23 protein-coding genes and 2 pseudogenes are annotated in these 22,806 nt (G+C 73.4%); 14 read left to right on the top strand and 11 right to left on the bottom strand.

Going from position 1 to position 22,806, the window contains the following annotated elements; translation table 11 throughout:
* Both E6R60_RS16645 and E6R60_RS16640 read left to right on the top strand, forming a co-directional pair.
* Positions 1-113: pseudogene (locus E6R60_RS16645) on the top strand (electron transfer flavoprotein subunit alpha/FixB family protein); the annotation flags it as partial.
* Positions 114-299: 186 nt separating this feature from the next.
* Positions 300-1,598: an aldolase/citrate lyase family protein gene (locus tag E6R60_RS16640; RefSeq protein WP_136327334.1), complete on the top strand. Its 1,299-nt coding sequence runs from the start codon at positions 300-302 to the stop codon at positions 1,596-1,598.
* A gap of 19 nt (positions 1,599-1,617) precedes the next feature.
* On the opposite strand, the gene E6R60_RS16635 is transcribed toward E6R60_RS16640, so the two are convergent.
* A complete protein-coding gene (locus tag E6R60_RS16635) occupies positions 1,618-2,646 on the bottom strand; it encodes a LacI family DNA-binding transcriptional regulator (protein ID WP_136327333.1) in 1,029 nt (342 codons plus the stop codon).
* Between the two features lie 181 nt (positions 2,647-2,827).
* On the opposite strand from E6R60_RS16635, the gene E6R60_RS16630 reads away from it, so the two are divergent.
* The 3 genes from E6R60_RS16630 to E6R60_RS16620 all read left to right on the top strand — a co-directional run bounded on the left by E6R60_RS16630 (position 2,828) and on the right by E6R60_RS16620 (position 4,642).
* Positions 2,828-3,784: an ROK family protein gene (locus E6R60_RS16630; protein ID WP_136327332.1), complete on the top strand. Its 957-nt coding sequence runs from the start codon at positions 2,828-2,830 to the stop codon at positions 3,782-3,784.
* Positions 3,785-3,943: 159 nt separating this feature from the next.
* The gene (locus E6R60_RS16625; protein ID WP_136327331.1) at positions 3,944-4,210 is read left to right on the top strand and encodes a hypothetical protein; all 267 of its coding nucleotides are present in this window, start codon (positions 3,944-3,946) and stop codon (positions 4,208-4,210) included.
* 9 nt (positions 4,211-4,219) lie between these two features.
* Positions 4,220-4,642 (top strand): hypothetical protein, encoded by a 423-nt coding sequence (locus E6R60_RS16620; protein WP_206309439.1) that lies wholly within the window; start codon positions 4,220-4,222, stop codon positions 4,640-4,642.
* A gap of 132 nt (positions 4,643-4,774) precedes the next feature.
* Here E6R60_RS16620 and E6R60_RS36755 read toward each other — a convergent pair whose 3' ends face one another.
* Positions 4,775-4,951 carry a hypothetical protein gene (locus E6R60_RS36755; protein ID WP_168713626.1) on the bottom strand — a complete coding sequence of 59 codons (177 nt, stop codon included), beginning with the start codon at positions 4,949-4,951 and terminating at the stop codon, positions 4,775-4,777.
* Positions 4,952-5,168: 217 nt separating this feature from the next.
* Here E6R60_RS36755 and E6R60_RS16615 point away from each other — a divergent pair, with 217 nt between their 5' ends.
* The gene (locus E6R60_RS16615; RefSeq protein ID WP_136327330.1) at positions 5,169-6,206 is read left to right on the top strand and encodes an NUDIX hydrolase; all 1,038 of its coding nucleotides are present in this window, start codon (positions 5,169-5,171) and stop codon (positions 6,204-6,206) included.
* On the opposite strand, the gene E6R60_RS16610 is transcribed toward E6R60_RS16615, so the two are convergent.
* Both E6R60_RS16610 and E6R60_RS16605 read right to left on the bottom strand, forming a co-directional pair.
* On the bottom strand, positions 6,165-6,875 hold the full coding sequence (locus E6R60_RS16610; protein ID WP_136327329.1) for an MBL fold metallo-hydrolase: 711 nt from the start codon (positions 6,873-6,875) through the stop codon (positions 6,165-6,167). The genes E6R60_RS16615 and E6R60_RS16610 overlap by 42 nt on opposite strands.
* Positions 6,876-6,965: 90 nt before the next feature.
* A complete protein-coding gene (locus tag E6R60_RS16605) occupies positions 6,966-8,330 on the bottom strand; it encodes a dipeptidase (protein WP_136327328.1) in 1,365 nt (454 codons plus the stop codon).
* Positions 8,331-8,513: 183 nt separating this feature from the next.
* Here E6R60_RS16605 and E6R60_RS16600 point away from each other — a divergent pair, with 183 nt between their 5' ends.
* Positions 8,514-9,728: a geranylgeranyl reductase family protein gene (locus E6R60_RS16600; protein WP_136327327.1), complete on the top strand. Its 1,215-nt coding sequence runs from the start codon at positions 8,514-8,516 to the stop codon at positions 9,726-9,728.
* Positions 9,729-9,947: 219 nt separating this feature from the next.
* Here the strand turns inward: E6R60_RS16600 and E6R60_RS16595 are convergent, their stop codons facing one another.
* Complete coding sequence (locus E6R60_RS16595; protein ID WP_136327326.1) at positions 9,948-10,406, bottom strand: nitroreductase family deazaflavin-dependent oxidoreductase; 459 nt, start codon at positions 10,404-10,406, stop codon at positions 9,948-9,950.
* 127 nt (positions 10,407-10,533) lie between these two features.
* Here E6R60_RS16595 and E6R60_RS16590 point away from each other — a divergent pair, with 127 nt between their 5' ends.
* From E6R60_RS16590 to E6R60_RS16580, 3 genes are all read left to right on the top strand, one after another.
* A complete protein-coding gene (locus E6R60_RS16590; protein ID WP_136327325.1) occupies positions 10,534-11,355 on the top strand; it encodes a TetR/AcrR family transcriptional regulator in 822 nt (273 codons plus the stop codon).
* A gap of 115 nt (positions 11,356-11,470) precedes the next feature.
* On the top strand, positions 11,471-12,811 hold the full coding sequence (locus E6R60_RS16585; protein WP_136327324.1) for a sensor histidine kinase: 1,341 nt from the start codon (positions 11,471-11,473) through the stop codon (positions 12,809-12,811).
* The gene (locus E6R60_RS16580; protein ID WP_136327323.1) at positions 12,808-13,473 is read left to right on the top strand and encodes a response regulator transcription factor; all 666 of its coding nucleotides are present in this window, start codon (positions 12,808-12,810) and stop codon (positions 13,471-13,473) included. The genes E6R60_RS16585 and E6R60_RS16580 overlap by 4 nt, the downstream gene beginning before the upstream one ends.
* Here the strand turns inward: E6R60_RS16580 and E6R60_RS16575 are convergent.
* Genes E6R60_RS16575 through E6R60_RS16565 form a run of 3 tightly spaced genes read right to left on the bottom strand, consistent with a single transcriptional unit; the run spans position 13,434 to position 15,837 of the window.
* Entirely contained in the window at positions 13,434-13,748 is a 315-nt protein-coding gene (locus E6R60_RS16575; protein WP_136327322.1) for a DUF6332 family protein, read from the bottom strand. The two genes, E6R60_RS16580 and E6R60_RS16575, sit on opposite strands and share 40 nt — an antisense overlap.
* Positions 13,749-13,803: 55 nt before the next feature.
* On the bottom strand, positions 13,804-14,559 hold the full coding sequence (locus tag E6R60_RS16570; protein WP_136327321.1) for a maleylpyruvate isomerase family mycothiol-dependent enzyme: 756 nt from the start codon (positions 14,557-14,559) through the stop codon (positions 13,804-13,806).
* A gap of 57 nt (positions 14,560-14,616) precedes the next feature.
* Positions 14,617-15,837, bottom strand: coding sequence for an MFS transporter (locus tag E6R60_RS16565; RefSeq protein WP_136327320.1), 1,221 nt, complete (start codon positions 15,835-15,837; stop codon positions 14,617-14,619).
* 166 nt (positions 15,838-16,003) lie between these two features.
* Between E6R60_RS16565 and E6R60_RS16560 the strand changes: the two genes are divergently transcribed.
* A complete protein-coding gene (locus tag E6R60_RS16560; protein ID WP_136327319.1) occupies positions 16,004-17,218 on the top strand; it encodes an ROK family protein in 1,215 nt (404 codons plus the stop codon).
* 113 nt (positions 17,219-17,331) lie between these two features.
* Here E6R60_RS16560 and E6R60_RS16555 read toward each other — a convergent pair whose 3' ends face one another.
* From E6R60_RS16555 to E6R60_RS16545, 3 genes and pseudogenes are all read right to left on the bottom strand, one after another.
* Positions 17,332-17,913: a DUF4865 family protein gene (locus tag E6R60_RS16555; RefSeq protein WP_136327318.1), complete on the bottom strand. Its 582-nt coding sequence runs from the start codon at positions 17,911-17,913 to the stop codon at positions 17,332-17,334.
* Positions 17,914-17,923: 10 nt separating this feature from the next.
* Positions 17,924-18,318 (bottom strand): annotated as a pseudogene (locus E6R60_RS37465) (cupin domain-containing protein).
* 41 nt (positions 18,319-18,359) lie between these two features.
* On the bottom strand, positions 18,360-18,929 hold the full coding sequence (locus E6R60_RS16545) for a TetR/AcrR family transcriptional regulator (protein ID WP_206309438.1): 570 nt from the start codon (positions 18,927-18,929) through the stop codon (positions 18,360-18,362).
* Between the two features lie 201 nt (positions 18,930-19,130).
* On the opposite strand from E6R60_RS16545, the gene E6R60_RS16540 reads away from it, so the two are divergent.
* Genes E6R60_RS16540 through E6R60_RS16530 form a run of 3 tightly spaced genes read left to right on the top strand, consistent with a single transcriptional unit; the run spans position 19,131 to position 22,761 of the window.
* Positions 19,131-19,421 (top strand): SHOCT domain-containing protein, encoded by a 291-nt coding sequence (locus E6R60_RS16540; RefSeq protein ID WP_136327316.1) that lies wholly within the window; start codon positions 19,131-19,133, stop codon positions 19,419-19,421.
* On the top strand, positions 19,418-20,194 hold the full coding sequence (locus E6R60_RS16535) for an ABC transporter ATP-binding protein (RefSeq protein ID WP_136327315.1): 777 nt from the start codon (positions 19,418-19,420) through the stop codon (positions 20,192-20,194). Before E6R60_RS16540 ends, E6R60_RS16535 begins: the two co-directional genes overlap by 4 nt.
* Positions 20,191-22,761: an FtsX-like permease family protein gene (locus E6R60_RS16530; protein ID WP_136327314.1), complete on the top strand. Its 2,571-nt coding sequence runs from the start codon at positions 20,191-20,193 to the stop codon at positions 22,759-22,761. The genes E6R60_RS16535 and E6R60_RS16530 overlap by 4 nt, the downstream gene beginning before the upstream one ends.
* Positions 22,762-22,806 lie beyond the last annotated feature (45 nt).

The raw sequence follows: 22,806 nt of genomic DNA, 5'->3' as shown, positions 1-22,806 counted from the left end.
TCAACAAGGACGCCGAGGCGCCGATCTTCGACCTCGTCGACTACGGCGTCGTCGGTGACCTCTTCAACGTCGTCCCGCAGCTCACCGGCGAGATCACCGCCCGCAAGGGCTGACCCACCGGCAGGCAAGCAAGCAGGCAGACAGGCAGAGTCGACGGCCCGGGGCCGCGCGGTGAACCCACCGCGCGGCCCCGCACCGTTTCCGATCACCATTGACGCACGTACGGCTGCCTTATAACTTCACTATACGGATTGTTGATTCCGGGAAGCGGAAACGGCGAGAGCGTGGAGGGTGCGGAAATGGGTCAGCAGGAGAAGGTGGCGACGAGCCTCGCCGGTGCGGTCAGCGACGGGATCAGCGCCTCCCTCACGGCGGTGGACGCCGAACTCGCCCGCCGCTACCCGGGCGACCCGGGCACGCGCCAGCCCGTCCACACGGTCTACGTACCCGGGGACACCTTCACCGCGGGCACCCTCCGCTCCTGGGGCGACCAGGCGCTGCGGGCGCTCGACGAGCACGCCCCCGACGCCGCCTCGCTCGCCGCGGTGCTCGGCATTCCGGACGAGCTCGCCGGCCCCGTCCACGACCGGGTACGCGCCAAGCTGAGCCGTGAGCCCGTCGAGGACCTGCGGGTCGACTTCGAGGACGGCTACGGCCCTCGGTCCGACGCCGAGGAGGACGAGGCCGCGGCCCGTGCGGCCCGGCTGATCTCGGAGGCGTACACGAACGGCACGGCGGCTCCGTACATGGGCATCCGGATGAAGTGCATGGAAGCCGCGGTACGCGATCGGGGCATCCGCACCACGGACGTCTTCCTCACGGGCCTGATGGAGGCGGGCGGGCTTCCCGACGGGCTCGTGCTCACCCTGCCGAAGGTCACCTACCCCGAACAGGTCACCGCCTTCGTCCAGCTCCTCGAGGCCTTCGAGAAGGCGCACGCCCTGCCCTCGGGGCGGCTCGGCTTCGAGATCCAGATCGAGACGAGCCAGTCGATCCTCGCGGCGGACGGAACCGCTGCCGTCGCCCGCATGATCGACGCCGCGCAGGGCCGCGCGACAGGCCTGCACTACGGGACGTTCGACTACAGCGCCTGCGTCGGAGTCAGCGCCGCGTACCAGGCGAGCGACCACCCGGCGGCCGACCACGCCAAGGCCGTGATGCAGGTGGCCGCCGCGGGCACCGGCGTCCGCGTCTCCGACGGCTCCACCAACGTCCTGCCCGTGGGCCCGACGCCCCAGGTGCACCAGGCGTGGCGTCTCCATTACGGACTCACGCGGCGCGCCTTGGCCCGCGCGTACTACCAGGGCTGGGACATGCACCCCGGCCACCTCCCGACCCGTTACGCGGCCGTCTACACCTTCTACCGCGAGGGCCTGGAGCAGGCCGCGGCCCGGCTCGCCGCCTACGTGGCGAAGGCGGGGGGCGACGTGATGGACGAGCCCGCCACGGCCAAGGCGCTCAGCGGCTATCTGCTGCGCGGTATCGACTGCGGAGCCCTCGACACCGCGGAGGTGGCCCGGCTGACCGGACTGACCCGCGCCGACCTGGACGCCTTCGCCTCACCGCGGCGGGGCGGACTGACCGTGACCACGCCGTAGTCCCGGCCCTGCGCCCGGCTCAGGCCGGGCGCAGCTCGCCCGAACCGCGGGGGATCAGCTTGGTCGGGAGTTCGACGCGTGCGGGTGCGTGGTCGGCCCCGTCGAGCCGTCGGAAGAGGTGCTCGGCCGCGGTGCGGCCGACGGCCGCCGCGTCCTGGGATATGACGGTGATGCCGAGCAGGTCCGCGAGCTCGATGTCGTCGAAGCCGACCAGGGCGACGGGGTGTTCGCGGCCGGCCAGGACGCGTACGGCGGTCACCGTCACACGGTTGTTCCCCGCGAACAGGGCGGTGACCGGTTCGGGGCCGGAGAGCATGGCCTCGGCGGCCGGGCGGACCCGCTCGGGGTCCGTGGAGCCGAGCGAGACCCAGGAGTCCTGGACCGTGATCCCGGCGTCGGCCATGGCGGTGTGGTACCCGCGCAGGCGCTCGGTGGCCGTGTGGATCCGCGGCTGGTCGCCGATGAACCCGATCCGGCGGTGGCCGTGTGCGATCAGATGGGCGACGCCCTCGCGGGCGCCGCCGAAGCTGTCCGAGAGCACCATGTCGGCCTCGATCCGGCCGGCCGGACGGTCCACGAAGACCGTCGCTATGCCGGCCTTGATCTCCGGCTCCAGATAGCGGTGGTCGTCCCCGGCCGGAATCACGATGAGCCCGTCGACCCGCCGCGCGCACAGCGCGAGCACCAGTTCCTGCTCGCGCGCCGGGTCCTCGGCGCTGGAGCCGTTGATGAGCAGGGCGCCGTGCGCGCGGGCCACCTCTTCCACGGCGCGGCTCAGCGGGCCGTAGAACGGGTCCGCGAGGTCCTCCAGGACCAGGCCGATTGACGCCGTGCGGCCCTTGCGCAGCACACGTGCGCTGTCGTTGCGGCGGAAACCCAGCGCGTCGATGGCTTCCTGGACCCGGCGTTCGGTGTCGGGTGTGACGCCCGGCTCACTGTTGACGACGCGCGAGACCGTCTTGAGGCCCACTCCGGCACGGGCGGCCACGTCCTTCATGGTCGGCCGGTTGCCGTAACGGGGCTCGGGATGACGGGCGGTCTCGGCCACGGTGCGCTGTCCTGTCCTCGGGTACGGGCCTGTCCGGAACCCGCCGCGGGGGGACCGCGAAGGAGGCCGGAGGCTGTGGCGTCGAGCATAGGCCCTGGACAACGTTGTCAGCGGAATGGAGACTGAGCGGAACCCCTACCTAAGCCGCAGGTCCCGCCCCTCACCCCCGGAGTCCCCACCCATGCATACCGACCTCGTCGCCGCCCTCGACATCGGCGGCACCAAGATCGCCGGCGCGTTGGTGGACGGAGACGGCACGCTCCGCGTGCGGGCGCAGCGCCCCACCCCCGCCCACGAGGACGGCGAGGCGGTCATGGCGGCGGTGGCCGACGTCCTGGCGGAGCTGTCCGCGTCGCCCCTTTGGGCCGACGCCACGGCCGTCGGCATCGGCAGCGCCGGCCCGGTGGACGCCGCCGCCGGGACCGTCAGTCCCGTGAACGTGCCCGGCTGGCGGGACTTCCCCCTGGTGGAGCGGGTGAGGGCGGCGACCGGCGGCCTCCCGGTGGAACTGGTCGGCGACGGCGTCGCGATCACGGCGGCCGAGCACTGGCTGGGCGCCGCCCGCGGTCATGACAACGCCCTGTGCATGGTCGTGTCGACCGGAGTCGGCGGCGGGCTCGTCCTCGGCGGCGTACTGCATCCCGGCCCCAGCGGCAACGCGGGCCACATCGGGCACATCAGCGTCGACCTCGACGGCGACCCGTGTCCGTGCGGGGGGCGCGGCTGCGTCGAACGCATCGCGAGCGGCCCTCACATCGCCCGCCGCGCACGGGAGGGCGGCTGGCGGCCCGGCCCGGACGGGGACGCGACCGCGGCGGGGGTCGCGGCCGCCGCACGGGCGGGGGACCCGGTCGCCGTGGCCTCGTTCGAGCGGGCCGCACAGGCCCTGGCCGCGGGCATCGCCGCGACGGCCACCCTGGTGGAGATCGACATCGCGGTGATCGGCGGGGGAGTGGCCGGTGCGGGCGAGGTGCTGTTCGCCCCGCTGCGCAGCGCGTTGCGGCGGTACGCGACGCTGTCGTTCGTCCAGAAACTGACCGTGGCGCCCGCTGTCATGGGCAACGACGCGGGGCTGGTGGGCGCGGCGGCAGCGGCCTTCGCCGCGCGCGTGGGCGCGGACGGGACGGTGTCCGTCTAGGGCGTCGCCGTGCGCGGGAGCGACACGCGGAACCGCCCTGGCCGGAGCCGTTGCCGACCGGGCGAGGCGGGACGCGACCAGGAGCCCCCGTGCCTCCGATCGAGTCACAGGGGCTCACCCACCGAGGAAGTTGTCAGTGGTCGGTGCCATCCTGCGGGTATGGACGAGATCATGCGACGGCGGGTGTACGGCGCCGATCACGACGACCCGGACCCGGGGCCCCGGCCGGGGCGTGTCTACCGGGAACTGGTGGGCGGCCCGCTGGACGGGCTGCTGCTGGACGTGACCGGCTGGACGAAGGTGGCCCTGGCGGACGGCTCCGCCCTGGTCACCGAGATCGGCGCGTACGGGGCGGGCGGACGGGCCGAGTACGGGCCGCGGGCGGAAGACCCGAGCAAGTGGGACTGGCGGGGCGACACGCCCTGACATCCGGTGATGGCCCGCAGCGAGAAGAAGTCCCGCCGTCTCGTCGTCGACGGGGCCGCCTTCCTGTGGAGGGTCGGTCACCGGCACGAGAGGGACGACGGTCCCGCCCGGAACTGCCGGGAGGTGCTGGCTCTCCACCCGCTGGGCGGCCGGGGCCGGCTGGAGATCGTCTTCCGGGAAGGGCCGGGCCGCGTGGTGCCCGACGGCCTGCTGCACGCCGGCGGGGTGGGAACAAGGGGCGCCTACCTCAATCTCAACGAGCCGGGCACCGTGCGCGCCCTGCTCGACGAGGCGGTGGCCGCCCACGGCTGGGACAGCGATGACCCCGTGCCCGTGACGATCGACGGCTGGACCCTCTTCGACGCGGTGTCCGCCCGGCGGCCGGAGGGCGGCACGGAATCGGAGGAGGGTGCCCCCGGCCCGCCGGACTGACCGCGCGCCGGGGACGGTTCGTTCCGCGCCGGGACCATGCCAGCGGTTCGTCCTGCGGGGGAGACCTGCGCCGGGGCGGTTCGTCCCGGGTCGCGGCACCACGCCAGGCGGTTCGTCCCGGGTCGCCGGTCGTCAACGGCCCCCGTCCCAAGACTGCTGGGGGACGACCACCAGGAACGCGTCGTTCTCCAGGTCCATCACGACCTCCGCTGCGACGCCCTCGCCGCGGCGGGCCGCGGCGAACTCCTCCGCGGGCCGGCTGCCCCGGGGGCCCCCGGCGGGAAACTGCTCAAGTACGGTGCGATGCACGGTCCGCCCCTGTCGTTCGTATCGCTGTCCGCTCCAACGACGTCCCGCCGCCGCCGTTACGGCCGGATGCCTCCGGTGGCGGGGCGCCGTCCCCGTACCGGAAGTCGCCGGCCGGCACCCGGGCACTGTTGCGTTCCCGCATCGCCATCGCCACAGTCGTGTTTTCACGGCAGGGTGTGGCGGGCAAGCCACTGGGGGCTACGGAAGAGGGGGAACCGTGATCGTCTGGATCAACGGTGCGTTCGGCGCGGGCAAGACCAGCGCCGCGCGTGAACTGATCGATCTGATCCCGAACAGCACCTTCTACGACCCGGAACTGACCGGCACGGGGCTGGCATCCCTTCTGCCGCAGAAGAAATTCGCCGAGGTGACCGACTTCCAGGACCTGCCGATCTGGCGGCGTCTCGTGGTGGACACCGCGGCGGCGCTGCTCGCCGAAGTCGGCGGGGTGCTGGTGGTGCCGATGACGCTGCTGCGACAGGAGTATCGCGACGAGATATTCGGAGGGCTCGCCTCCAAACGCATCACGGTCCGTCATGTACTGCTCTCACCTGAGGAAACGATCCTGCGTCAACGGATCGCCCAGCGGGCCGAGTTCCCCGACGATCCGGAGACGGCCGACCGCTCCGGGCGATGGGCGTACGACCGCATCGAGCCCTACCGCTCGGCGCTCGACTGGATCAGCCGGGACGCGTACACGATCGACAACAGCGCCCTCACGCCCCGCGGGACGGCCGAGCTCATCGCCGAGGCCGTGCGCACCGGGGCTGCCCCGGCCTGCGAGATCGTGCAGACGCCCGACCCCACGGCGGAGACCGTGGCGGCAGGCGTGCTGCTCTTCGACGAACACGACCGGGTGCTGCTCGTCGACCCCACCTACAAGCCCGGCTGGGAGTTCCCCGGCGGCGTGGTCGAACCGGGCGAAGCGCCGGCGCAGGCCGGAATCAGAGAGGTGGCCGAGGAAATAGGCCTCCACCTCGAACGGGTGCCCAGCCTCCTCGTCGTCGACTGGGAAGCGCCCAGGCCACCCGGATACGGAGGACTGCGGCTGCTCTTCGACGGCGGAACACTGCCCGGCGCGGACGCCGAGCGGCTGCTGCTGCCCGGTTCCGAACTGCGGGGCTGGCGGTTCGTCACCGAGGAGGAGGCGGCCGCCCTGCTGCCGCCCACCCGGTACGAACGGCTGCGCTGGGCGCTGCGCGCCCGCGAGCGCTCAGCCGTGCTCAACCTGGAGGCCGGAGTCCCGGTCGGCTGAGGCGCGCATGACGGCGACCGCGTCGGTGGTGAGGGGATCGCCGTGGCCGAAGCAGACCGTGGCCGCTTCCAGCGCGGCCAGCCGTTGGAACGAGGACACGGCCTGCTCACGGTCGATGTTGAAGACGCCCAGCATCACGCCCCCCGCCTCGGCGACGCAGTCGCCCGTGAACAGCACCCCGTGGCGGGGCAGATGGACACCGATGGATCCCGGCGTGTGGCCGGGGGAGTGCACGACCCGCGCCCCGCCGCCGAACGGCAGCACCACGCCGTCGGACAACTCGGTGTCGACCCGGGTCGGCGGCGCGACGGGCACGGTCAGCCCGTGCTCGTACAGCGGGATTTCCCAGTCGAGCAGGACGGGATCGCCGATCTCCTCCTCGCCGCGGATCACCGGTGCGTCGAGCCGGTGCGCCAGGATCTCCGCGCCGTGCCGGTCGGCGAGCTCCTGGGCCGCGCCGTAGTGGTCGCGGTGGCCATGGGTGATGACGATCCGGGCGATGCGGGCGGGGTCGTGACCGAGCTCCCGCACCGCGTCCTCGATGGCGGGCGCCGCGGTCACGTCGCCCGCGTCGATCAGGGTGAGCTCCGTCCCGTCGCGCCAGAGATAGGCCTGGCCGATCCGGAAGCGGAACATGTGCAGCTGCGGAAGTACCTCGACGAGATCCATGCGGCAAACGTACGCAGCGGCGGGCGTCCGCCGCACGGATCTACGCTTCGGGCGAGCTTCGCTCAGCGCGTAGCGGCGCGGGCGATCCGCTCAGACGGCCTTCGAGGCGGCGTAGTTGCGCAGGAACAGCGCCTCGGCGACCGACAGCCGCTCCAGCTCCTGGGGGGACACGCTCTCGTTCACCGCGTGGATCTGCGCCTCGGGCTCGCTCAGCCCGATCAGCAGGATCTCCGCCTCCGGGTACAGCTCGGCGAGGGTGTTGCAGAGCGGGATCGAGCCGCCCATGCCCGAGGACTGCATCTCCTGGCCCGGGTACGCGATCCGCATGGCGTCCGCCATCGCGGTGTACGCCGGGCTCGTGACGTCCGCGCGGAACGGCTGGCCCTGGCCGACCTGCTCCACCGCGACGCGTGCGCCCCACGGGGCGTGCGCCTCCAGATGTGCGGTCAGCAGCTTGGTCGCCACGGCCGCGTCCTCGCCCGGCGGCACCCGCAGGCTGATCTGCGCCCGCGCGCTCGCCTGCACCGAGGGCGTCGCGCCGACCACCGCGGGGCAGTCGATCCCGATGACGGTGACGGCGGGGCGCGCCCAGATCCGGTCGGCGACCGTGCCCGTACTGATCAGCTCGACCCCGTCGAGGACTTTGGCGTCCTTGCGGAAGTCCTCCTCCGGGTACTGCAGCCCGTCCCACTTCGCGTCCGTCGTCAGGCCGTCCACCGTCGTCGTGCCGTCCTCGGCGCGCAGCGAGGCGAGCAGCTGGATCATCGCGGCGAGCGCGTCGGGAGCGGCGCCGCCGAACTGGCCGGAGTGCAGGTTCCCCTCGAGCGTGTCGAGCCGCACCCGCAGCATCGTCATTCCGCGCAGCGTCGAGGTGACGGTCGGCAGACCCACCCGGAAGTTGCCGGTGTCGCCGATCACGACGGTGTCGGCCGCCAGCAGCTCCGGGTGGGCGTGCGCGTACTGCTCCAGGCCCCCGGTGCCCTGTTCCTCCGAACCCTCCGCGATCACCTTCACCGAGACCGGGATCCCGCCGTTCGCCTTGAGGGCGCGCAGCGCGAGGAGGTGCATGATGAAACCGCCCTTGCAGTCGGCCGCGCCCCGGCCGAACCAGCGCCCGTCACGCTCCGTCAGCTCGAACGGCGGGGAGAGCCAGGCGGACTCGTCGAGCGGCGGCTGCACGTCGTAGTGCGCGTAGAGCAGCACGGTGGGCGCGCCGGCCGGGCCGGGCAGGAAGCCGTAGACGGACTGGGTGCCGTCGGGGGTGTCGAGCAGGGCGACATCCTGGAATTCCTCGGCGCGCAGCGCGTCGGCGACCCATGCGGCGGCCGCCTCGCACTCGCTCTTCGGGAACACCGCGGGGTCCGCCACCGACTGGAAGGCCACCAGCTCGGTCAGCTCCGCCTTGGCGCGGGGCATGAGCGAGGCAACGGTCTCGGAGATCGGATGGGCGGTCATGGGCACGCTCCTGGTAGGTGCGACGTTATGTGTACGTTTCCGGGTACATGAACGCCAGGAGTGCGGCGTGGCACGTACGACGGAGGTCCGGCCGATCCTCCCACAGCAGGTTTCGGCCGCAGCGCGCCGTAGGATGCCGGGAGCAGCTTGGGCCACTGGTCGGATCGGGAGCAGAAGCACATCGTGAGCAGCGAGAACGCAGACGCCGGACATGAGCACGAAGAGTCGTCCGTGTGGGACGTCGTCGTAGTCGGCGGCGGACCGGCGGGAGCCTCCGCGGCATACGCGGCGGCGGTCGCCGGCCGACGGGTACTGCTCCTGGAGAAGGCGGAACTGCCCCGTTACAAGACGTGCGGCGGCGGCATCATCGGGTTTTCGCGCGATTCGCTGCCGCCCGGTTTCGAACTGCCCCTGCAGGACCGGATCCACGCGGTGACGTTCTCGCTGAACGGCAGACTGGCCCGTACCCGCCGCTCGCGGCGCATGCTCTTCGGCCTCATCAACCGGCCCGAGTTCGACGCCGGCCTGGTCGAGGAGGCGCAGAAGGCCGGCGCCGAACTGCGCACCGGGGCGACGGTGGTCCGGGTGGAGCAGCACGGTGCCGCGGTGCCCGACCGGCGCACGGTCGCGGTCGTGCTGTCGGGCGGCGAGACCGTCCTGGCCCGCGCGGTCGTGGGCGCGGACGGCAGCGCCGGGCGCATAGGAGCACATGTCGGGGTAAAGCTCGACCAGGTGGACCTCGGTCTGGAGGCGGAGATCCCCGTGCCGGAGACGGTCGCCGAGGACTGGGCGGGCCGGGTGCTGATCGACTGGGGCCCTATGCCCGGCAGTTACGGCTGGGTGTTCCCCAAGGGCGACACGCTGACGGTCGGTGTCATCTCGGCGCGCGGCGACGGCGGCGGCACCAAGCGGTATCTGGAGGACTTCATCGCGCGGCTCGGCCTGGCAGGCTTCGAGCCGAAGATCTCCTCCGGCCACCTGACGCGCTGCCGCAGCGACGACTCGCCGCTCTCGCGCGGCCGCGTGCTCGTGTGCGGGGACGCGGCCGGTCTGCTGGAGCCGTGGACCCGGGAGGGCATCTCGTTCGCGCTGCGATCGGGACGGCTCGCCGGTGAGTGGGCGGTACGGATGGCGGAGTCGCACGACGCGGTGGACGCACGCCGCCAGGCGCTCAACTACGCGTTCGCCATCAAGGCCGGTCTCGGCGTCGAGATGAGCGTGGGACGGCGGATGCTGAAGCTCTTCGAGCGGCGCCCGGGCCTGCTGCACGCGGTGCTCACGGGCTTCCGCCCGGCGTGGAACGCGTTCGCGGGCATCACGCGCGGGACGACTTCGCTGGCCGAACTGGTCCGTTCGCACCCGCTGGCGCAGCGGGCGCTGTCGGCGATGGACCGATAGGACGACCGACCGTCAGGGCCGGGGCCGGGCCGGATCGGGAAGGAACCGCGATCCGGCCATGACGGCTTCGTCGGTGATCGGCTCGCTGACCGGCCGGGCGTCGGCCGGTCGCCGGTGGTCGGCTGCCGCGACCGGACGCGGCGGTCGGCTGCGCTGGTCGGCGAGCGTCCGCCCTGACGGGCGGTGACCCGGCCGCCCTTCGCCTCACGTCGTCGGCGGTCAGTTCTCGACGGTGATGCGGAACACGGGGTGGTCGGGGCAGGCGGCCAGCAGTTCGGCGTCCGTGGACTTGGCCGTGATGCCCTGGAAGTACTGGTTGACTTCCCACCCCCAGCGCTCCAGGTAGGCGCGGATGACGAGCACCTTCCGCTCGTCGTCCGCGATCTCCACGGCGGTGAAGGCGCGCGTTCTGCGACCCACCCGCAGTTCGCCGCCGCCCGCGGCCCGCATGTTGCGCACCCACTGGGAGTGTCCCCGGGCGGAGACGAGGTACTGCGCGCCCTCGTAGGTGTGGGGGTTCACGGGGATGCGCTGCAACTGCCCGCTCTTACGGCCCCGCACCGAGAGTTCCTGCGTACCGAGCAGGCTGAACCCGTGCCGGGCCAGCCAGCCGACGAGACCGTTCATCCGGACGGTGAACGGGCTGCCCTGAAGGTAGTACGGCTTCGCCTGCGACATGGGAACCCCCACAGTTTGGGAGAGCGGTGCTCTCGCTTGAGATCAGTGTGCACGGGATCGGTGCCTAAAAGCAAGAGCACTGCTCTCATTGTTGGGCGGTGCTCCGGTCCGTGGCAGAATGGCGCCCATGAGCGCTATCCGAGGAGCCAGGGAACGGGCCCGCATCGAGGTCACCGCCGCCATCAAGGACGAGGCGAGGAAACAGCTCGCGGCCGAGGGGGCGTCGAAGCTCTCCCTGCGTGCCGTGGCCCGCGAACTCGGCATGGTCTCCTCGGCGCTCTACCGCTACTTCCCCAGCCGTGACGAGCTGCTCACCGCCCTGATCATCGACGCGTACGACTCCGTCGGCGAAGCCGCCGAACGCGCGCACCGGACCGCCCGTACCGAAGGCGCCGCCTCCGCCGCTGCCGAAGGCGCCACGCCCGCCGGCCCCGCCACTGCCGAAGGCGCCGCTCCCCCGGCTCCTGCCGGCCCCGCCGCTTCGAAGGCCGTCGCACCCGCCCGGTCCGGCGTCCATCTGGGCCGCTGGGTCGCGGTCGCCTGCGCCGTACGGGACTGGGCGCTCGCCCATCCCCACGAGTACGCGCTGATCTACGGCTCGCCCGTGCCCGGTTACACCGCGCCCCAGGACACCGTCGGCCCCGCGTCCCGGGTCGGCCTCGTCCTCATCGCCGTCCTCGAGGACGCACACCGCGAGGAAGGGCTCGCGCTGCCGCCGCTCCCGGGGGAACTGCGTCCCGAGGCCGAACGGATCGCCGCCGACATCGCCCCCGGCCTGCCGCCCGCGGTGGCCGCGCCGCTCGTCGCCGCCTGGTCACAGCTCTTCGGGCTGCTGTCGTTCGAGATCTTCGGCCAGTTCCACCGCGTCGTGGAGGCGCGTGAGGTCTTCTTCCGCCAGGCAGTGACGGAGCTGGCCCGCACCGTCGGCCTGCTGGGCGGGCGGCGGTAGGTCCGGAGGCCGTCAACGGCGGGCCGGCCCCGTTCGCCGTACTCCCCGGGGAGTACGGGTGATCACAACGCCGGGCGGACGCCGGAGCGCGGGTGTCCGGTCTAGCGTGGCCGGCATGGAAGAGCAGCGCGCACGGACAGGCGGCGGTCCACCCGGGGAACAGGGCGGACCGCCGCGCCGACCGCCCTGGGCGCGCGGCGTACCGGACGGACACGCGATCGGCCACCAGGGCCCGTGGGGCTTCTGGAAGAACGGGGAGCCGCCCCGCTGGCTGACGGGGGCCCCCGGGCGGGCCGGCGGCCGGCTGCCCTGGGCGTCCACGATCCTCCTTGGCGTCTTCGTGATGGCCGGTTCGGCCTTCGCGGCCCGCGAACAGCTGGACGACAAGGCACCGCTCGACCTCTTCGCCCGGCTGCTCCTCCTCGCCGCCGTCGCGGTACTGCTGCTGCGCCACCGTCACCCGGTCGTGGCCGTGTTCGGAGCCTCGGCCGCGGCGACGGTCTACCTCGGAGCCGGCTACCCGTACGGCCCCGTCTTCCTGGCCGTCGCCGTGGGCTGTTTCAGCGCCGTCGTCGCCGGGCACCGGCGGGCCGCGTGGTCGGCCGTCGCCATGGTGTGGGCCGGGCATCTTCTGGTGGGGCACTGGCTCTACCGTTGGCTGCCTCCCGACGGCGACACCGCGTCGCCCTGGGGTCAGGAAGTGGGCGTCGCCGCCTGGGTGGTGGCCATCGTCGCGGCCGCCGAGTTCGTCCGCGTACGAGGGGAGCAGTGGGCCGCGCAGCGGGCCGAGCGGGAACGCGCCGAGAAGCGGCGGGCCGACGAGGAACGGCTGCGGATGGCCCGTGAACTCCACGACGTCCTCGCGCACAGTATCTCCGTCATCAACGTCCAGGCCGGTGTCGGCCTCGCCCTGCTCGACACCGACCCCGAGCAGGCCCGAACGGCACTCACCACCATCAAGACCGCGAGCAAGGAGGCGCTCGGCGAGGTCCGACAGGTCCTCGACACCCTCCGGACGCCCGGTGACGCCCCCAGGGCCCCGGCGCCCGGACTCGACCGGCTTCCCGAACTGGTCGAACAGGCCGCGAGCGCCGGACTGACCGTCACCGTCGCGACGGACGGTGAACGCGGGGCCGTGCCCCCGGGCGCGGACCTGGCCGCCTTCCGGATCGTCCAGGAGGCGCTGACCAATGTGGTGCGGCACTCCGGTTCCCGTACCGCCGCCGTCCGGGTCGGCTATGCGCCGGACCGCATCACCCTCCGCATCGACGACGAGGGACCCGCCACCGGCACGGACGCCGGGGGCAGCGGCAATGGACTGGCCGGGATGAGGGAGCGGGCCGCAGCCCTGGGGGGCACGATCGAGGCGGGCACCCGTCCCGACGGGGGGTTCCGGGTACGGGCCGGCCTTCCGCTGCCGGCCGGCGGGGCGGCGCACCAGAAGGAGACACCGTGATTCGCGTACTGCTCGCCGATGACCAGTTGCTGGTCCGGGCGGGATTCCGGGCCCTGCTGGACGCCCAGCCGGACATCGAGGTGGCGGGCGAGGCCGCTGACGGCGAGGAGGCGGTCCGCCTGGTGCGTGAACTGCGGCCGGACGCCGTGCTGATGGACATCAGGATGCCGCGCCTCGACGGCCTGGCCGCGACGCGCGCCATCACCGGGGATCCCGCGTTCGACACGGTGAAGGTGGTCATGCTCACCACCTTCGAACTCGACGAGTACGTCTTCGAGGCGATCCGCTCGGGAGCCTCCGGTTTCCTGGTCAAGGACACCGAGCCGGAGGAACTGCTGCGGGCCGTACGGGCGGTGGTGGCAGGGGACGCCCTGCTGTCGCCGGGCGTCACCCGTCGCCTGATCGCCGAGTTCGCGGCACGCTCCAAGGAGCCCGCCGCGGCGACCGCGCTGAGCGCCCTGACGGACCGGGAGAGGGAGGTGATGGCTCTGGTCGGCATCGGCCTGTCCAACGAGGAGATCGCCCGCCGTCTCGTCGTCAGCCCGCTCACCGCCAAGACGCATGTCAGCCGGACCATGGTGAAGCTCGGCGCCCGCGACCGGGCCCAACTGGTAGTGCTGGCTTACGAGTCGGGACTGGTGCGGCCGGGCTGGCTGGGCTGATCCGGCAGGACGGGGACGCGCCCGTCCACCTCGCGCTCCACGTCCCTGCGGCCGAACCGCCACAGCACGTCGACGACGCGGCCGAGGAAGACCAGCACGGCCACGACGGTCGCGGTCATGACCGGTCCGCGCCCCACGCCGCCGCCCGAAGCGAGCAGGAGGGCGGGGGCGCAGACCGCGGCGAACGCGGCCCCCGCGAACAGGACCCCGGTCAGCACGGCGAAGCCGATCTCGACGGTCACTGCGTCACGGTCGGCCTGGCTTCGCTGCTCCATGCCCGCAGTGTCACAGGCGCCCGGGCGGGCGGACAAGGCCGCCCGCCGGCCCGGTCTAGGACCAGGTGATCGAGGAGTTCTCACGCCACAGCCGGGCGAGGCCCGGATCGCCGGTCACGGTGAGAGCCGTGAGCGGCAGCCGGTTCCAGAGAGTGAGGTAGAGCTCCTGGGCGGTGGCGCTCAACTCGCAGTCCACGGGCGGGAGCCCGGTCGGCCCGTCCTCGCGCACGGCCTCGGGCGGCTCGGCGGAGAGCCGTACGGTCCACACCGTGTCCGTGTCCGTCGCCCGTACCCGCAGGACGCGCGGTGTGTCGGTGCGCACCCTGCTCTTCGGGCGGGCGTGCATGCCGCGCAGCAACTCGTCGATGCCGTCCGCCGCGTGGGCGGACGCCACGGGGGAGAGGGGACCGCCGCGCGCGGACTCGGCGTCCACCCGGTGGATCGTCGTCTCGTGCGCCTGCCGCCTCGCCCAGAACGCCAGCGGGGACGGCGCCGCGAGGAAGGCCCAGCACTCCAGGTCCTCAGGTGCGCGCTCCAGCGCCTCCACCAGCAGGCGGTGGCCCGCGCGGAACCGGTCGAGGAGGGCGGCTCCGTCCAGGTCCGGCTCCCCGGCGTCGGGGACGTACGCGGTGTGGCCCTCGGTCACGAACGCGGCCGCCCAGGTGTGCACCATCGCGGTGTGCCTGAGCAGGTCACGCACCTGCCAGCCGGGACAGGTCGGCACGGGTGCGCCGGTGCCCGCCGCCTCGGCCGCGTCCGCCAGCAACCGGCCCTCGGCGGCCAGGGATTGTATGTGCTCCGTGATCTTCATGGCAGGGATTGTGCCAGGGAACGGCAGGGGTCCCGCCGGGTCCGTCCCGCGTCGGACTCACTCGTGTGAGGCCGCGTTGCGTGCCCCGTACCCCAGCGCCGCCGCGGCCAGGGCCAGCAGGGCCACCGTGGTCAGCGCCACGGGCAGGGAGAACCAGTCGGCCAGGAAGCCGATCGCGGGCGGGCCGAGCAGCATCCCGCCGTAGCCGAGCGTGGAAGCCGCGGCCACGCCGCCGGGGCCGGCCAGTTCGCCGGCCCTGCCGACCGCCACCGGGAAGATGTTCGCCAGCCCGAGGCCGGTGACGGCGAACCCGAGAAGGGCGAGCCAGGTCGTCGGGGCGAGCGAGCCGAGCAGCATCCCGGCCGCCGCGGTGCCGCCGCCCGCGACCAGGGTGCGGGTCTGGCCGAGCCGTTCGAGCAGGGCCGTGCCGGTGAGCCGGCCCGCCGTCATGGCGAGCGCGAACAGGGAGTAGCCGGCTGCCGCCACCCCGGGGCGGGCGTGCAGGTCCTGCTCGAGGTGCAGGGCGCCCCAGTCGGCCAGAGCGCCCTCGCCGTACGCGGTGCAGAGCGCGATCACGCCGAACAGGAGCACCACGCGACGCGCCCGTCCGCTCGGGCGGTGGGCGGCCTCCGCGCCGTCGGCGGTCGCGGGGGCGGGCTTCAGCGACGGGTACCGCAGCAGGACCGGGCCCGTGAAGGCGGTGACGAGCAGACCGATTCCGGTCAGGCCGAGGAGGTGGGCGGAGGGCGAGAGGCCGCCCGCGACCAGGCCGCCCAGTCCGGCGCCGATCATGCCGCCGAGGCTGAAGGCGGCGTGGAAGCTGGGCATCACCGGACGCCGCAGGGCGGCGACCAGATCCACCGCCGCGCTGTTCATCGCCACGTTCATGCCGCCGTACGCGGCGCCGAACACCAGCAGCACCAGCCCGAGCGAGAGGGCCGAATGAGTGCGGGCCGGCAGCGCGATGCTGAGCGGCAGCAGGACACCGCAGACCACGGCCACCGGATGGCTGCCGAAGCGGCGGCAGAGCCGGCCGGTGAGCATCATGGTGATCACGGCGCCGGCGGATACGCCGAGAAGTGCGAGGCCGAGGGTGGAGGCCGAGGCGCCGGTCTGCTGCTTGATGGCCGGGATGCGGACCACCCAGCCGGCGAAGAGGAACCCGTCGAGGGCGAAGAACACGGTCAGCGCGGTACGGAGGCGTGTCGACGAGGGTGGGGCGGTGTTGCCGCCCAGTCCCCCCGGCAGTGCCGTCCGCAGTTTGTTTAGTTGCGGCACAAACTCAGCATAGGGGCCTGCGGACGACCGGCGCAAGACCGCCGCCCGCAGGGCCCGGACGGCGGGTCACGGGCGCCGGTCCCACGCCGAGGAACGGGGCGCCGCGGGGGAGCGGCCGGGCGTCGCGGCGTCCGGACCACCTCCGGATCATGGGAGACTCGCCCCCATGAACGGCAAGGGGACCACCGCCCGGACGAAGCTGGAGAGGGGCCGCAGCGCGCTCGGACCCGCACTGGAACTGGTCCACACCGGACGCGCGCCCACCCGCGCGGTCCTCACTTCCGAGCTGGGCGTCACCCGTGCCACCGCAGGGGCGGTCGCCGCGGAGCTGGAGGCGCTCGGTTTGATCCAGGTCGACTCCAGTCCCGGATCGGCCGCCGGCTCGCAGGGTCGGCCCTCGCACCGGCTGGCCGTGCGCGAGTCCGGCCCGGTGGCCCTCGCCGCCCAGGTGCACTCGGACGGGTTCCGCGCCGCGCTGGTCGGGCTCGGCGGCCGGCTCGTCGCGACCGCCCCCGGCTGCGTCACCATCACCGCCGATCCCGCGCAGGTCATCGGCGAAGTGGTGGACCACTGCGCACGGTTGCTGCGCGACAGCGGTCTGCGATGCGTCGGGGCGGGCCTCGCGGTGCCGTCCGCCGTCGCCGAGCCGGAGGGCACCGCCCTCAACCCCCTCCACATCGCCTGGCCCGCAGGGGCCCCGGTCCGCGAGATCTTCGCCACATGCGTGCGCGAAGCGGGCATCACGGGACCGGCGTTCACCGGCAACGACGTCAACCTCGCCGCGCTCGCCGAGCACCGTCACGGAGCGGGGCGGGGAGCCCAGCACCTGCTGTGCGTCGCCACCGGCCACCGTGGTGTCGGCGGTGCGCTCGTCCTGGACGGCCGTCTGCACACGGGGAGTTCGGGGCTCGCCCTGGAGGTCGGCCATCTCACCGTCAACGCCGAGGGGCGCCCGTGCCACTGCGGCGGCCGCGGCTGCCTCGACGTCGAGACCGACCCGCTCGCCTTCCTCACCGCGGCCGGACGCGCCCCCGGCCCCGAGGAGTCGCTGCTCAAACAGTCCGGGGACCTGCTGCGCAACGAGTACGACGACGCGGCGGTCCGCAACGCCGCGGAGGAACTGATCGACCGCCTGGGCCTCGGGCTCGCCGGACTCGTCAACATCCTCAACCCGGACCGCATCATCCTCGGCGGCCTGCACCGCGCCCTCCTGGACGCCGACCCGGAACGGCTCCGGGCGGTGGTCGCGGACCGCAGCCTGTGGGGACGCAGTGGAAGTGTGCCGATCCTGCCCTGCACCCTCGACCACAACAGCCTGGTCGGTGCGGCGGAGCTGGCCTGGCAGCCGGTGCTGGACGACCCGCTGGGCGCCCTTGCCTGACGGCGGGGGGCGGCCTCCTTCCTCAGCACCCCTGCGTCGGTCCACCCGCGCTCAGCCCGCGTCGCACCCCCCAGCTCCTCGGCGGGACGTCCCGAGGACGGTGCGGACCGTGGCTACCAGTGGCGCCCTTCCCGGAGCCGTGCGCGCTCCGGCCGGCTGAGGTGGAGCACCTCGTAACGCTCGCCCGCCTCACGCGGGCCGCGGTGGTCCCAGAGCGTGAAGTGGAGCAGCTCCCAGTGCCGGGGGTCGGCGGCCAGCGCCGTGGCGACCGCACCGGGCGCCTTCGCGAGCCGCCGGCTCTCCTCCAGTGCGGCGGCCACCGCGTCCGCCGGTGCGGTCGAGGACGGTACGGGGGAGCGGAGGCGGGTGGCGGAGAGCGGGGGAGCGGCCGATGAGGGGCCCTCCTGGTACGACAGGCCGGTCCAGTGCTGGACCTCGGGGCGGCCGAAGTCCCGCACGATGCCCTGGAATCCGGGTCCCCACAGGAAGGCGTTCATGCCCTCGGGCGCGGTCCAGAGGTAGAGCGGCGCGTACTGGTTGACCGGCGAGTCCTCGCCGCGCTCCCGCATCAGGTACGCCTTGACCCCGAGCCCCGGGAAGGCGTCCATGAGGTGGCCCCGGGTCGCCACCCGGTCGCGGATGACGCCCATGTCGTAATCGGCGGGCAGGCCGATCTCGTACTGCATCACATGCATCGGGACCTCCTCAGGCTTCCGGGTACCGGGGAACGCGGGCCTCGCCGTGCCCGTGGATGGTGCTGCCGTCCTCCGCTGTCTCGGCAGCGGCGAGACGGGTCATGAACGTGCGCGGCGCCGCGCCGGCGCCGCTCGTCCGGCTCGATCCACACGGTGTCGCCCGCCCGGATCGTTTCCACCGGCCCGCCCCTGTGCTGCACCTGGTCTTCGCCCTCGGTGGCATGGAGGACCTGGCCGTGCGGGCGGGTGTTCCGGGCCGGTGTGGCCGCCCGGCGCGAAGTGCACGCTGCACAGCCTCAGCCGGGAAGGCGACGCCGGGACCGCGACCTCGTGGATCCAGAGAGCCCCGTTGAAGTACCCGGCTGCTCCGGGCCGGGTCCCGGGCCGGGTCCTGGAGATGCGCATGCGCGAGTCGCTCCTGCGAGTGGATGAGGTAGGACGGGTGGTCAGGCGGTGTCCGTGCGGGGGGCGAGCAGCGCCAGCAGGCCGCGCACGGCCGCGTCGAAGGCGTCCGTCGAACCGGAGGCGCGGGCCAGCACATAACCGCCCTGCACCGTCGCGACGACCGAGGCCGCGATGTCCGCGGGCACCAGCGGACGATCGAACTCTCCGCGGTCCAGGCCTTCCTGGACGATCGAGGCGAGCCGGTCGCGGAGCCAGGCGATCGTCTCGTCCACGGGGGCGCGCAGCTCGTCGCTCGCGATGACGTCCGGATCCATCGTCAGCCGCCCCACCGGGCAGCCGCGCAGGACCTCGCGCTCGCGCAGCAGATAGCCCGCGATGCGCTCGTAGGCCGAACCCGGCCCGTCCAGCGCCTGGCCCGCGGCCCCGCGCAACTCCTCGGCCGTGCGCCGGATGGCCGCCAGCGCGAGATCCGGTTTCCCGGCGAAGTGGTGGTACATGCTGCCCTGGCCCGCACCCGCCTGCTGCTGGATGGCCTTGGGGCTGGTGCCCACATAGCCGCGCTCCCACAGCAGTTCCCGGGTGGCTTCGATCAGACGGTCGGACGTGGTCATGGTCCTACTGTACATACCAGTAGGTACAGGCTCCAGGGCGCTGCCACCGGCCGGCGGGAGCAGCCGCGGGCCGGCCGTCTACTCCCCGCGGGGTACGCGCACGGCCGCTGGCCGTACGACGACGCGCACCCCCCTGCGGGGCCAGTCTCGGTGGTGACGGAAAAGCGTGCATCCGCACCGTGAACCGAGGAGCTGACCGAGATGAACACCCTGGCCTTCGACGGCGGACCCGGACCGTGGGTCCTCCTCTTCCCGCTCGTCTGGGCGGCCGTCGTCATCACCGTCGTCACCGTCCTGCGCCGCACCGTGGGGCGCGGCAGGCGCGGCCCCTGGCAGGTCCGCGCGGAACGCAGCGGTCCCGCCGAACCCTCACCGATCACCCTGCTCGGACGGCGCTTCGCCGCCGGGGAGATCGACGAGGACGAGTACTGGCGCCGCCTCTCCGTCCTCGACGAGCAGTTCGGCACCCACGGCCCGGGCGGTGCGGCATGACCACCACCGCCCCCGCCACCGGCACCACGACCGCCGCCCGCGTCGTCGACGCCGTGAAGGTCTACGGCACGGGCGACACCGAGGTGAGGGCCCTGGACGGGGTGAGCGTCGGCTTCCCGGCCGGCCGTTTCACCGCGATCATGGGGCCCTCGGGCTCCGGCAAGTCCACGCTGATGCACTGCGCCGCCGGACTCGACATCCTCACCTCCGGCACCGCCTTCATCGGCGACACGGAACTCGGCACCCTCGACGACCGCGGGCTCACACTGCTGCGCCGGCGCCGCGTCGGGTTCGTCTTCCAGGCCTTCAACCTGCTGCCGACGCTCACCGTCGCCGAGAACATCACGCTCCCCCTGGACCTGGCCGGGGAGCGCCCCGACCGGGCCCGGCTGGACGCGCTCATCGACGCCGTGGGGCTGCGCGACCGGCTGCGCCACCGGCCCGGCGAACTCTCCGGCGGCCAGCAGCAGCGCGTCGCCGTCGCCCGGGCCTTCGCGGGCGATCCCGACGTCGTCTTCGCGGACGAACCCACCGGCAACCTCGACTCGCGCGCCGGTCAGGAAGTGCTGCGGCTGCTCGGCCGCACGGTCCGGCAGACCGGCCGCACCGTCGTCATGGTCACCCATGACCCGGTCGCCGCCGCGCACGCCGACGAAGTCGTCTTCCTCGCCGACGGCAGGCTCGTCGACAGGATGCCCGCCCCCACGGCGGAGCGCGTACTCGACCGCCTCAAGGCGTTCGATCCCGCACCGAATACCCCGGGGACACCATGACCACCACCCGCACCTCCGTGCGCATCGGCCTCTCCTCGCTCCGCACCCACCGGCGGCGCTTCGTCGGCACGCTGACCGCCGTCCTGCTCGGCGTCGCCTTCCTCACCGGCACGCTCGTGATGGGGGACACCCTGCGCGCGAGCTTCGACACGATGTTCGGCAACGCGGTGAGCGGCACCGACGCCGTGGTCCGCAGCACCCACGTGGTCACCGTGTCCGGCGAGTCGGAGGGCACCCGGCAGCCCGTGAGCGCCGGTCTCGCGCAGCGCATCCGGCAACTGCCCCAGGTCGCGGCCGCCGCCCCCGACATCCAGGGCGCCGGCCAGCTGCTCGGCGCCGACGGCAGGCCCATCGGCGGCCAGGGGCCGCCCACCCTCGCCGGCAACTGGATCGACGACCCGCAGCTCAACCCCTACCGGCTGGCCGAGGGACGCGCCCCGTCCGCGCCCGGCGAAGTCGTCGTCAACCGCGGCACCGCCGAGAAGGGCGGCCTGGAGATCGGCGACACGACCGTCCTGCGGACGCCCGACCCGGTCCGCGTGACCGTCGTCGGCCTGGCCACCTTCGGCGGCGAGGACGGCATGGCGCAGGTGACGTACACAGGAATGACACTGGCCGACGCCGAGAAGCACCTCACACCGAAGCCCGGCCAGGCGTCGGGCATCCAGGTGAGGGCCGGCCCCGGCACCAGCCAGCACGAACTCGTCGACGCGCTGCGGCCTGTGCTGCCCCCGGGCACCGAGGCCATCGCCGGACAGGCCTCGGCCGCCGAGAACCAGGACATGATCTCGGGCGCCTTCCTCGGCCTGTTCACCACGCTGCTGCTGGTGTTCTCCGGCATCGTGCTGCTGGTCGCCACGTTCTCCATCCACAACACCTTCGCCATCGTCGTCGCCCAGCGCACCCGGGAGAACGCCCTGCTGCGGGCCCTCGGCGCGTCCCGCCGGCAGATCCTCGGAGCGACACTCACCGAGGCGGCCGTGGTCGGTGTGATCGCCTCCGCCGCCGGTCTGGGCGCGGGCATCGGGATCGCCGCCGGACTCCAGGCGCTCTTCCCCGCGATCGGGTTCCCGTTCCCCGACGGCTCCCTCGTCGTCAGCGGCGTGTCCATGCTGCTGCCGCTCGCCGTCGGTGTCGTCGTCTGCGCCGGCTCCGCCCTCGTACCCGCCGTCCACGCCGGACGGACCGCCCCCCTCGCCGCCCTGCGCGAGACCGCCGTCGACGATTCGGGCGCCTCCCGGGCCCGTACCGTCACCGGCCTCGCGCTGCTGCTCGCCGCGGTCGGGGTCATCCTGACCGGCGTCCTGGCCGACCCGTCCGTCTGGCTGTCGGCCGTCGGCGCGGTGCTGGCGCTCACCGCCTTCGTGGTACTCGGCCCGGTCGCCGCCTCCTGTGCGGTACGGATTCTCGGGGCCCCGCTCGGCCGGCTGCGCGGCGCCACCGGCCACCTCGCCCGGCGCAACGCGCTGCGCAGCCCGAAACGGACCGCGTCGACCGCGACCGCCCTGATGATCGGCGTGGCGGTGGTCTCGCTCTTCACGGTCTTCGGCGCCTCGCTGAAGGCCACGATGGATCAGACCGTCGACCGTTCGTTCGCCGGCGACGTGGCCGTCAGCGCCCCCGCGTTCGGCGCCGGCGGCAGCGGACTCAGCCCCCGCCTCGCGCCGGCCGTCGGCCGGCTGCCGGAGGTGGCCGCCGCCGTCGGCCTGGGTAAGGGCGTCGCGGAGGTCGACGGCTCCGGACGCGCACTCACCGTCACCGACCCGGCAGCCCTGTCCGCGGTCCTCGATCTCGGCAAGGTCGACGGGTCCATGAAGGCACTGGGCGCCAACGGCATCGCCGTCTCCGACACGGAGGCGGGGAAGCGAGGACTGCACACCGGCTCCACCGCACGGCTCACCTTCACCGACGGCAAGGAGCGCACCTTCACCGTCCGGGCCGTGTACGGACAGCCGGAACTGGCGGGGGACTACGTCATCACCCGGGAGGCCTGGGCGCCGCACCGCGGCCAGGACTCCGACGCGCTGGTCGCCGTCGCCTTCAAGGACGGGGTGTCCACCGCGGACGGCAAGGCCGCGGTGGAGAAGACCGCCGCCGCGTACGGGAACCCGGACGTCCAGACGCGCGGCGAGTACGCGCAGTCCTCGGCCGGCGGCATCGACATGATGCTCACGCTGGTCTACGCGCTGCTGGCCCTGGCGGTCCTGATCGCCCTGCTCGGCATCGCGAACGCCCTCACCCTGGCCCTCCACGAACGCACCAGGGAGCTGGGTCTGCTGCGGGCCGTCGGACAGACCAGGAAGCAGCTGCGGGCCATGGTCCGCTGGGAGTCCGTCCTGGTCGCCGCGTTCGGCACGGCCGGCGGCCTCCTGCTGGGCGGCTTCCTCGGCTGGGTCCTGGTCAAGGCGTCCGAGGGGGCGGGTGACACCGCGTTCGCCTTCGCCCTTCCGCCGGTCCGGCTGCTCGTCGTCGCCCTGGTGGGCATCACGGCGGGGGCGCTGGCGGGGCGCCGGCCGGCCCGGCGCGCGGCGCGGCTGGACGTGCTCCGCGCCGTCGCCGCGGACTGACGGCTGTCCCGAAAAGAAGTGGGGCGCGCGCTCTCGTGAGCGCGC

Source organism: Streptomyces sp. A0642 (genome assembly GCF_004795105.1).
In the GTDB taxonomy this organism is placed as follows: domain Bacteria; phylum Actinomycetota; class Actinomycetes; order Streptomycetales; family Streptomycetaceae; genus Streptomyces.
This window is presented reverse-complemented; position numbering and strand designations above follow the sequence as displayed.

What these genes read in the sequence shown, in the direction of transcription:
- E6R60_RS16585 (WP_136327324.1), top strand. Translation starts at nt 11,471, where the DNA reads ATGGAAGAGCAGCGCGCACGGACAGGCGGCGGTCCACCCGGGGAACAG.
- E6R60_RS16605 (WP_136327328.1), bottom strand. Translation starts at nt 8,330, where the DNA reads ATGACCGCCCATCCGATCTCCGAGACCGTTGCCTCGCTCATGCCCCGC.
- E6R60_RS16610 (WP_136327329.1), bottom strand. Translation starts at nt 6,875, where the DNA reads ATGGATCTCGTCGAGGTACTTCCGCAGCTGCACATGTTCCGCTTCCGG.
- E6R60_RS16535 (WP_136327315.1), top strand. Translation starts at nt 19,418, where the DNA reads ATGACCACCACCGCCCCCGCCACCGGCACCACGACCGCCGCCCGCGTC.
- E6R60_RS16555 (WP_136327318.1), bottom strand. Translation starts at nt 17,913, where the DNA reads ATGCATGTGATGCAGTACGAGATCGGCCTGCCCGCCGATTACGACATG.
- E6R60_RS16620 (WP_206309439.1), top strand. Translation starts at nt 4,220, where the DNA reads ATGGCCCGCAGCGAGAAGAAGTCCCGCCGTCTCGTCGTCGACGGGGCC.
- E6R60_RS16595 (WP_136327326.1), bottom strand. Translation starts at nt 10,406, where the DNA reads ATGTCGCAGGCGAAGCCGTACTACCTTCAGGGCAGCCCGTTCACCGTC.
- E6R60_RS16560 (WP_136327319.1), top strand. Translation starts at nt 16,004, where the DNA reads ATGAACGGCAAGGGGACCACCGCCCGGACGAAGCTGGAGAGGGGCCGC.
- E6R60_RS16575 (WP_136327322.1), bottom strand. Translation starts at nt 13,748, where the DNA reads ATGGAGCAGCGAAGCCAGGCCGACCGTGACGCAGTGACCGTCGAGATC.
- E6R60_RS16530 (WP_136327314.1), top strand. Translation starts at nt 20,191, where the DNA reads ATGACCACCACCCGCACCTCCGTGCGCATCGGCCTCTCCTCGCTCCGC.
- E6R60_RS16625 (WP_136327331.1), top strand. Translation starts at nt 3,944, where the DNA reads ATGGACGAGATCATGCGACGGCGGGTGTACGGCGCCGATCACGACGAC.
- E6R60_RS16570 (WP_136327321.1), bottom strand. Translation starts at nt 14,559, where the DNA reads ATGAAGATCACGGAGCACATACAATCCCTGGCCGCCGAGGGCCGGTTG.
- E6R60_RS16590 (WP_136327325.1), top strand. Translation starts at nt 10,534, where the DNA reads ATGAGCGCTATCCGAGGAGCCAGGGAACGGGCCCGCATCGAGGTCACC.
- E6R60_RS16545 (WP_206309438.1), bottom strand. Translation starts at nt 18,929, where the DNA reads ATGACCACGTCCGACCGTCTGATCGAAGCCACCCGGGAACTGCTGTGG.
- E6R60_RS16630 (WP_136327332.1), top strand. Translation starts at nt 2,828, where the DNA reads ATGCATACCGACCTCGTCGCCGCCCTCGACATCGGCGGCACCAAGATC.
- E6R60_RS16540 (WP_136327316.1), top strand. Translation starts at nt 19,131, where the DNA reads ATGAACACCCTGGCCTTCGACGGCGGACCCGGACCGTGGGTCCTCCTC.
- E6R60_RS16640 (WP_136327334.1), top strand. Translation starts at nt 300, where the DNA reads ATGGGTCAGCAGGAGAAGGTGGCGACGAGCCTCGCCGGTGCGGTCAGC.